The sequence below is a fragment of the Bacillota bacterium genome (assembly GCA_012837285.1).
Taxonomy (GTDB): domain Bacteria; phylum Bacillota; class DTU030; order DUMP01; family DUMP01; genus DUNI01.
This window is the reverse complement of the sequence record DURJ01000199.1, coordinates 1-9,951: the sequence shown is the minus strand read 5'-3', so window position 1 is coordinate 9,951 and position 9,951 is coordinate 1. Positions and strand designations below refer to the sequence as shown.

Sequence of the window (9,951 nt, the reverse complement as noted above, 5' to 3'; positions counted from 1 at the left end):
GCCCACCGCCGCCTGAACCAGCGGAGCTATTTCTGCTGCTTCGTCCCGATAAGCTTGTCTGATTTGCAATGATATTCCTCCGCATTGTTATAGTAACATCAATTATTATACCATATGTTTGCCACTGTGTTGGTTGGCTCCTGTTTTTAAATAAGGTAACATACCTTCCACTTAAGTTCCCTCAATCGGATCTAGGTAAAATAAAAGAGAGGCTGTAATGAACAACCTCTAAATTGACTACGATTGGTTTCTCCCCGCAGTTCAGCTTGGCCCCAACCAGCTACTCTCCGGCTGGCACAGGCATAATGGTAACAACAGGCACCACCGTCTCTTGTAAGCTCACTCCGCCATGAAGAAATGACGGCGTGGCTCCAGGGAGCCCGAAGACTGACAGGCCCTGGGGAAAAGCAAAGGAAAGGTCGCCCCCAAGGCCAATATCACCCGCGGCCACTTCCCAGCTTTCAGGCAGCTTGGGCAGGGAACCGGCTGCAAAGCGATGCTTAACAACCGTTTGCTCTGTTCTCGCCGGTGCGGTAAACCTGCTGGGACCAGGTGCTCCGGCCGGTAGAAACAAAAAGCCGTGATCGGACGTTATTACAGAACGTCCGCAACCCAATCGGTGGAGATGTTCAACGGTAGATTGTAACTTCTTCACTAAATCTAAAAACCACACCGGTGTAAGTTTGGCTGCATCACCTAAGTAATCGATAGCGTCCCATAATACTACCAGCTGTTCTTTTCCTTCGGGCAGTTTCTCCAACCGGGCTGTTTCTTCTAAATCCAAAACCTGGCCTTGTTCACCCAAAACCCGACTTAAATATTCTCGCCGTGCCTTACGGCCAGTAACATCTTGATACTTTATCCGCACCTTGAGACCGTCTGAAGTCAAGATCGCAGTCGAGCCAGCTTCCGCTTTAGGCAGCAAAGCCGCCATACCTAGATCCGTGTAGCTGGGAATCGTTGCCCAGCGCCAGGTAATGGCGGTATCAAAATAACCGTCGTCGGCCAATAATTGAATTAACCGCTGTGCTAAATCAAAACGTAAAGCATCGATGAGAAAAACTGCGGTAGTACCGGTCGTCGGTGGGATAAAGTCGCGCCAAAAGGAAATTTGGGTTGGTCGCCAACTTTGTTCACCGGCCAGCTGGATAAGCTTCAGAGCACTTTTATGTACATAATCATTGTAAGCACGCACAGCAGGATCAATAAACAGCCGTTGCTCCTCAGGGCCAAGACCATCTCTTAAGGTAGCAATCTGCATGATCCAGTTATCCAGCTGCCACCAGCCATCTGCAGTAGTATAGGCCCCTGCCAGATCGGCTGGATTATCGATGGCATTTAGCCGCTGATGGGCTAGGGCTGTTTCCGAAACAAGCTTTGCCCCTAAATAGATAGCTTCCCACTTCGTAGTCCCGCTCTGCTGGGCCCCGACAAGGTGCCGTCGTTTGTCAGCCATGTTTTCTAAGATGCACCAGTTTCTCTCCCAGTCTGAACCATAAGAACCAGCCAGTTCCTGAGCCTGTTCCAAAAAAAGCCGATCTACAATAGGATAGGTTCCAACTGAAAGCAGTTGCTCGGTAGGTACAAGTACATGTTCCAGGTCCAGTTCTGCCTCCGCCCAAGAAGCCAGCTCTTGGTATGTTTCCGGGGCCCTTTCTCTCCATTTAGGAGTCAGGCGAGATACACTAGGCCAGCGCTCCCTATCGGGCACAAATTGTGCCAACAGCTCCCTACCCTGTCCCGACAATGTAACCAATTCGCCAAGCAGCAGCGCAATAGCCAACCGTTGACGCAAAGACAATCGAGTGGTTATGGTCTTAGCCACACCTACTTGTTGAGCCAGCAGTGTCTCTACCGGCACCAACAAGCCTGCTTGTTCCAAATCTGGCTCCGCCTCCGGATCAGCCAATATGGCCAGCGCCGCCTCATCTGCACCAAAACAGGGTAGCTCTAAAGCCAACGCCACCAAAGCCTCTATTACAGTCTGTTTACTAACAGCTCGCGACCCTAGAAGTGAGGCCCAATTCTCCGTCAAGCGGCGGGTATGAGTGTTGTTGCCCCTTAGCAATTGGCGCAGCTCAGCATCAGGAACCAAACCAGTCTGCCTACAGAGCAAATCAAGAAGGTCCAGCTCCACCTTACAACCCATCAGCTCGAAGTCCCGCAGCCAGCTGGGGGTAGGAACAGCTGCCGGTACATAAATTAGCCATTTCTGCTCAAAGTCCGGATCTTCTTTTTCTAAGCTAAATCGCAAGGCCAAATAGCTCCCGTGGAAAAGAGCCAGCCTTCGCTCCGGCAGTAAATCATCGCTGACAAGGGCTGTCAACGTACCCCCGTTATCGTACCAGACTATTAAGTCCTTATCGGCGCGGCGACCTAGTTCTTTTTGCAGCCATTGCTGCAACATACCATCACCCTCTAACCCTTTCGGCCTCGCGGGCCATAATGCCAACTTGCTTCAAGGGCTCTATATTTACCCGTACGCCGTAATCCAGATTGGGCCGGTAGCCCGAAGCTACTATCTCCGCCACTTTATCCTTGACCCAAGCACTTCGACTGCGGAATTCCGGTGGCTTATGTGGTGCCAATAATTCCTGTGCCGCCTTGGCATAGCCTTCCAGCTCTTCCTGACAGTCTAAAGCCTGCTGGTACTGTTGTTCGCGTTGACGGCGCAACCGAGCCGGTTCAGCAGCAGCAACGCTTAGTTGTTTGGCCAAGTACTCGGCTTCTTGCCGGCTACCAGCCAACAGCGGCCCCACATAAATCTGCTGCACTTTATATAAAGTATCGTTATCGAGCCGCGGGAAGTAGAGAAAACAGTTAAATACACTCTCTCCACGACGCCGCCTGGGAGCGAATCCGTAGCTGGAAAGCTGCCACACGATAGGTCGCAAGGAATATAGCGATAGATGATAAGAAAACAAATCCTGTTTCAGCCAGCCTTCTAAGCTTTGGCCAATAATAGAACGTATCTCTTCTTCCAAGGCCGGACCGTTTTCTTGGCCAAACTCCTCAGCTAACTGAGCCCGAACACCGAAGACCAGACCCCTCTTAAGCTCCCCACCGGGAAGATGCGCATCGTCTAGGGTTACGATCCCGGTGGGATCGGCCGCCAATACCCGGTGAGCCAAGTAGTGAAGGAGACGTTTCACGTGCTCGGCCTTATCTAGAGTGGCCTCAGTCATCGAGTCTGGTTCCGCTTCCTCTACTGTTTCCATTTCTATTTCATCTGATAGTGTATCGTCAAGCTGAGCCAGTTCAGCTGCTATCATTCGCTGATCCTCCGGACTTATACCATAAAGACGATACACTTCTTTATCGATGTCGCACTCGATCTCGGCCAGGCGCTGGCGTATCAGGCCCTCGCGGCGCATGGCTTCTTGGGCTAAAGCCGTCAGACTTATCTGGCCGGACCACGGCCCCGCTCCTTGTCCTCGGAGCTCTTCGGCCACTGGCCAATCGCTCCAGATAAAGTCTTGGGCCAAAGGATGCCCTGTTACCGGACGGCTGGCCAAATCAAAACCGTGCCAAATCTGAACCAGCCAGGGAGCGATAAACTGCGTAGACGTTTCGTTGCCGGTATCCCATTGGCGTAACAAATCAATTGCTTCGTAAGACAACATGCCTAGTCTCTTGCTACGAAGTGCATCATTAATAATCGGTATAGAAGCAATATGTGACGCTTCACCCGCCGGTTCTCCAGATTGCAGTAGCACAAAAGTGTTTTGAAGTCGTGAAAACAAAAGACTCAACAGGGACTCATTGAGGCCTTCGTCTTCTTGTATAATTGCCATTGAACGGTCATTCCATATTACTCCTTTTGGCATATAGGCTATAGCTAGCCTTCCTGATTTGGCAGCTCTTGACCAGGATTGTGCTCGTGTGGTTCGTAGTCCAGAACGAAAATAGAAACCGTCATTTTTTGCCACCCATTCCCACTTACCCTTAAGATAGGAATAGCGGTTAACAATATGCTCCTTTATCTCTTCCCCATCATTTCCCCAATTCACGACCAACGTTACGTCATGGTAGAATGGTTTTCCGCCCTTAGCAAAGGGTACCCATTTTTTCCCTTGGCAGGTTTCTTCCCGGGTAACAGCTATTTCATCTACTGGCACTTCCCACCAGTAGCGGGTAAAGCGCAAATCATCAGCAGTGGCCAGTCCTTGTTTCACATCAGCTATCTTTTCTTCCTTGGGCTGCCGGGCCACGTCTCGATCAAGGGGCGGATATTTGTTAAACAGATCCCGCAACGATTGCGGCACCCAATAGGCATAAGGGCTGCCGGGGATCTCGGCCAGTTCTCCAAGTGTTGCTTTGTAGACCACGTTGCTAGACACTGATCTCACCTCCCGCCTCCGACCACAGCTCAGACAGTGCCTCTTCTAGGGCCAAGCGTTTATCGTCCCACTGCCAAGGTGTCAGCCGGAAAAAGGCTACCGGATGTTCGCGCCAACTTACACTGTCATTGGTCCAGCGTTTTTGCAGGGTGAAAGCTGCCCAGCGGGCAGTGGCACCGTCGAGCACATCAAAGCCCAGGTCTAGTACCAGCTGAGGTAAAGCCTGGTCCCGTAAGATTTCTTCCCGTAGCTTCTCATATGACTTTAGGAACATAAATGTTCGTCCGGTCAGGGCCCCAACATAGCCACCGGGAACCAGTAGATTTACAGCTTGTTCCACAAAAGCAGCGTAGAAATCATTATGGGTCCGCGGATAGTGCTTGCGAGCGTACTTTTTGCATTCCGCCGACATTTGCCCGTACGGTGGATTCATCAGTATAACCTGGTATTCCTGAGTGAGAAGATCGATTAGATGAACCGCCCGCTCACTGTCTAAGCCGAAGAAAAGAGAGCCAATGTCTTTTATATCGGCATTGTATCTAATAAAGTCCTTAATAGCATTCACCATATCTCTCATGGTCTCTTCCCTGGGAACAGGGAGGCCAATGGCTTGTTGCTCTTGCGTAGGGATGGCAAACGGAATAACACTCTGCTTTCTTCCCCCAGCCTTATCGTAGGCAACTTTACGTTCGGCAAATAACTCCTGTAGCGGCTGCTTGATTTGAAGTAGCGAGCCAATACTATAGGCCTGCTCCGAAGCATTTAAGATCTCCAGTACTATCTTTTGCAGAGCTGGATCATGACTAAATCGGTGCATAAACCCTTGCCGCCGCTGTCCGTCTACATAGCGCACGTCGGCACAAGCAATATTAAGACGAGATAGCGAAAAGCGAACGGCTTGTCCCTCCGGTTTATACTGCTCAAACTTTGAACTGGCTTTAAGATACAAGGCCAAAGCAGCTATTTGACAAGCCCTAAGATCCACATCTATGCCATAGAGGTTATGTTCGAGAATTTTCATGGGGATTTCCCACTTGGGAAGCTCTGGATGAGCTTCTTCCCACATAACAAACAGCAAATCAAACGCTTCCAGAAGAAAGTGGCCGCTACCGCAGGACGGATCCAGCACTCGTATTTCATCAACTTTGTACTTGCTATTCGGCTGCTTATAATCCTGAACCGCAGGAACGAAATACTTCATGTTGGCCTTCAGATATGAATCTGGCTGTTGTTTTAACCACAACCGACCTAAAGTATTTTCGACTAAAAATTTGACAATCCAATTAACAGTATAAAACTGATTTAAGGGCGGAATATCATCGGCAGTGGGGCTTCTTCTTAAAGTACGGCGAATCTCTTCTCGCATCTCGTCATTAAAATATTGATAAGCCCAGCCTAGAGATTCGAATTGACACCAGATCACCGCCGGTACTTGGCAAATGCTCTGGCGTACTTTCTGATACGCTGGTAGACTAGGTTCCACCAGGCCATAGGGTTCCTGACTGGAAACAAATAACACCGGGATGTTCAGTTCTAAACAAGCTTCTCCAAACGCTCGTCGAGCCAGTGCTGCACCGTCTACAGCCAAAACAGGGTCGGCATCGGCGAGATCACGTTCACGCAAAGAACGATTGCCGTACTCTGGGCGCATAATGATTGTTTCAGTGATCAATCCATGCACTTCTGCAACCCTAAGCGCCAGTACCCGGTTCAAGAAGGTAAAGGCCCGATGCCTTATCCAACGCTGCCTTGCTTCCTTGTAGGGTAGGTTCTCCCGTTCAAAGGCCAAATCCAGCTGCTGGCGAATCTCCCGGCGGTCAGCCGGCAGTCGGTCGGCCGGCAACGTGCGGTTGGCCAAAAAACCCACTAACCGCAGGCGTTCATCGAATTCCTCTTCCAGAACAGAGCGGCAATAAAGCACTGTTCTTCTGATTTCCGCTCGTTCTTCTTGTTTCAAGCCCCTCCCCCCTTGGGCACCACATTTATTTTAATAACCAGCTTACGACCTTGGTGCTGGTGCACATATTCCTGAAGTTCACCGATAAGGTCTTTAAGCTCTCCGGTGCTGCTTACTTCTAGATGCCGGGCAAAAGTCGCTGGGGTAAGTCTAACCGTTGTCCCTGTAGATCCGCCTTGTTGTTGACCGCCTGTTCCTGGGTCATGAATTTCCTGCAAACGCTTGTCCAAGTCTGAAATCAGCTGCAATTTTACCCGCTCTACCCGGGCCGGCTCCAGCTCGCCAAAGCGCCGCCGACAAGAAGGACAAACCAGCGCAGCGTCAGGTAAGTCCTCCCGGTCACACTGTAAACTTAGCAAGGGCCAGATAAGGTGCTTCTCGTCTTTCTCCTCTTCCGGATAGGCTGGGTGTTGTTTAAGCGCTTCCAAAGCACCGCGGACGGCCTGCTGCAGTTCATGATGCTGCTCCTGATAGTCAGATCGGTACTTTGGTCGTAGCCTGCTCCAATCAGCTCTGAGATTATTGTAGCGATCACCAATATCTGCAGCCTTCAGGCTTTGCTCCATTGTTGTCCACCGCTGTTTAAGATCGCCGCCGAGTTCGCGCGCCCAGCTGGTGGTTTCACGTACAAATTCAGCTAAGACACGATAACCCTCGAGATTCGGTTCAAATCTTTTTAAGTGGTTGAAGGTTGAATAATGCCGCTTCAGTTCAGTCACTTTGGCCAACAAATAACGTAAACGGGCGTTGGGCTCTTCTTTGGCAGCAATTTCCGCTCCAATGAAAGCAAAAACACGGCAACTACGAACAAAGGAGTCGTTAAGCTGCAAATCTTCGGCTCTAGTTGCCAAGGCCGCACCTTTTTCTTGCCAGAAAGCCGCAACATCTTTGGCTTTGGCAGCCACTTGTTCAAAAGTGGTTCCCACCGGTTCTCCCGGGGCCAGTTCTATTAAGATATCACGCGCCTGGCGCCAATCTACCTCAGGCAGCGGCGTAAAGACGGTATCGCAAAAAGCGCGAAAGCCCGCAAAAACATTTCTGGCTAAAGGATCGTCGCTGTCGTGCACATCTTTTCCCTGTGCCGTACAAACCACATTCCCATTCTTGAATAGGGTAGCCATAACTAACCTTAGCAGCTGATGACCCCAGCCATACGGTCGGCGGGCAAAGTGTTCGACCAGGGCTCTTCCTGCTCGCTCTTCACCCAGTTGCTCGCGTCGTTTCAGCTCACTTAGTACCAGGGCCGCTGCCTGGGATTCGGCCCGAATTCCGGCTCCCACCACCAAGCCGAGCTCGGTGTAGGCTGACGGCAACTCCACTCCTACGCGCCAGTTAAGTATTTTGGCGCAATCGGCGTCTTGAACCACAACATCAAGAAACCCCGTATAGATTTGGGCGGCAAGAGGACCAAGCAAGCTATTTAATGCTGTGGGCAAAGAGTTATCTCGGCTAAATGTGGTTTCGGCACCGGCTATAAAGGCAGTGCCGCGCATAAAGGCTCGCTGTAGAAGATGGGGCAAGCGCACGTCTTTATTGTTGTCGGCCTCACCTTTGAGTCGCTGCAAATAAGCTCGTTGTTCTGCGGCCACGCTAGTAAGAGAAGACGGTACCGTCTTTTCAATGGCTATGGTTCGTTCCAAAACCGGTTCGAACTCCGAATCGGAAGCTGCCAGTAGAAAAATACTCTCTGGATCTACCAGACTGTCTTCCAGCAGAGCATCCTTGGTTTTGTTAGCCAAGGGGGTATACAGATATAGGCGAAGATCACCGGTTCCTTTTATAACCCGGTCATCGACAATTATGTTTACGTCTTGGGGAGTGCGTGCCTTGTCTCCCAGCAGGAAGCGGTACGTGCGTAACAGGCCGCTGGCCAAATCCACCGCTTGATCTGTCTTTTGCACTGGGGTCGGGGTATTCTCGCGCACTTTGCGTTCGAAATCATGTTCATCTTGGGACAAGAACTTGTACTGTCCTTCTTCTTCTCGTACCCAGCCTTCACGTTTTAAAGCCTCTAAAGTCGCTTCGACCCTATCGCGGTGTGAATGGACGTCTTGGTCAACATCGGCATACAGCACCGCCGCAATATTGTCCAAAGTAGTAGGGAGCCATTCTCCCACCTGTTGGAGCAGAAACAGAGCCTGAGCTACCTTCACGGCTTTAAGGCCATCGGTTGTTACTTCGGCTACGCGTCTGGTAATAGCATTATGATGATCAGATTTAATAACGCTAAGCTCCGTACTGATAGCATCGTACAGCCGATCAAAAGTAACTAGCTCACCTATCGCTTTATCAGCAAACGGCTCTAGGCCGCCCTCGCCCCGCAGCACAGCATGAACAGTATTGAGCATAGACCGCTCGCGGCCGGCTAGACGCCGTCTACTTTCATCACTGCCTCCACTTTGCTGGCGTAAACCGCTAAAAATAGCTTGCAGCAGCAGTATGTATTGGGGCAATAAAGGATAGAACCGCGCAAAATCTTCTTGACTGATGTCGGTATTAAGACGTCCGCTGGGTACACCTTGAAGGGTGGCTCCGGCCAATAACGAGCCGGCTTTTTCTTGGTACAGTCGGTCTAAAAAGGAGCGGCTCTCCGGTCGTTTTTTAAGTAACCGTTCTGATACCACTTGTTCAATATTACTAGGGGTAAGCTGTAAATGAACCCGAAAACGGTCTTGAAGCCAACTTAACACATGACGATCACGTGTCAGCCGTGGCACCAAGTCTACCAGAGTCTCTTGGGCCGTGGCAACCAACCAGACTTTTCCTTGACTTTCCACAGCAATCTGTTCGGCCACTCGATTCAGGTCAGTAAGCCGATCCGTATTGTCACCTATATAAAGCCCCACTTCATCCAAGAGAACCACCAAACGCCCACTGTCCGGGTGGATTTCTTCGGCTTCACGCCGGAGCCGCTCGGCTACATCTTTAGGACGGATTGTTGTGTGACGTTGTCGGCTGTCTTCAATAGCCTTGGTGGCACTGGCTTCATCAGGGTAATGCCGCGGTAAGAAATGCGGGAGAGCACAAGTAAGAACTCGGACCGAGTGAAGCTGGCGCTCGGCTTCCCAGGGGCGCCCATATTGCTCCTTTACCCAAGTTAAGAACTGTTCCCATACCCCTTGGGCCTGCAGCTCTTCTTCCCAAGCTGCTTCCCAAAATATCTTAGATAAACCTTTGCTCTTGAGAAAATCCCGATATATTATCCGGCTTATTGAATACCCAGAAGCTAAAGTGGCTTCTTCTAACAGATTAACCAACAACACCTTGCTTCTTAATTTGGTCAGCTGCGGTTCAAATTCGGTTAATCCTAATTTGGCACATAAAAACGATGAGGAGCCAACTATAGTCCCATCCGGACTTGGTACTTTGCTATTCTCCAACAGATAGCCCAGCACTTTAAGGAAATGACTCTTACCGGAACCAAAAAAACCAGAAATCCAGATACAAACATCTTCCCCTGGGCTGCTCTCTGTGGATGTGTAGCTTCTTAAAATGCGGTCGAAGTAACTATGTACCTCATCGGTGGCAACGTATTCGTCCAATTCAGACCAAATCTGGTCTGGCCTATGGTCGTCCACTTTGATAACGCCGACAATCTCTCGATTCGGATCACGTTCCAATAAATCTCTAACCTTCAAAATTACACCCCCGCCT

Annotated in this window: 4 protein-coding genes; all 4 read right to left on the bottom strand. The window is 50.3% G+C overall.

The genetic code is table 11. The features are described 5' to 3' along the window. Nucleotides 1–280: 280 nt before the first annotated feature. The 4 genes from GX016_10860 to brxC are packed head-to-tail and all read right to left on the bottom strand — an operon-like array spanning nt 281 to nt 9,935. On the bottom strand, nt 281–2,407 hold the full coding sequence (locus GX016_10860) for a PglZ domain-containing protein (protein HHT72042.1): 2,127 nt from the start codon (nt 2,405–2,407) through the stop codon (nt 281–283). Nucleotides 2,408–2,411: 4 nt separating this feature from the next. Next, nucleotides 2,412–4,340 (bottom strand): hypothetical protein, encoded by a 1,929-nt coding sequence (locus tag GX016_10855; GenBank protein ID HHT72041.1) that lies wholly within the window; start codon nt 4,338–4,340, stop codon nt 2,412–2,414. Continuing rightward, entirely contained in the window at nt 4,333–6,297 is a 1,965-nt protein-coding gene (locus GX016_10850) for a hypothetical protein (protein ID HHT72040.1), read from the bottom strand. Before GX016_10850 ends, GX016_10855 begins: the two co-directional genes overlap by 8 nt. Further along, nucleotides 6,294–9,935: a BREX system P-loop protein BrxC gene (gene brxC, locus GX016_10845; protein HHT72039.1), complete on the bottom strand. Its 3,642-nt coding sequence runs from the start codon at nt 9,933–9,935 to the stop codon at nt 6,294–6,296. Before brxC ends, GX016_10850 begins: the two co-directional genes overlap by 4 nt. Between the last annotated feature and the right edge of the window lie 16 nt (nt 9,936–9,951).

Excerpts from the sequence above, each read along its gene's own strand:
- GX016_10860 (HHT72042.1), bottom strand. The coding sequence starts at position 2,407 with ATGTTGCAGCAATGGCTGCAAAAAGAACTAGGTCGCCGCGCCGATAAG.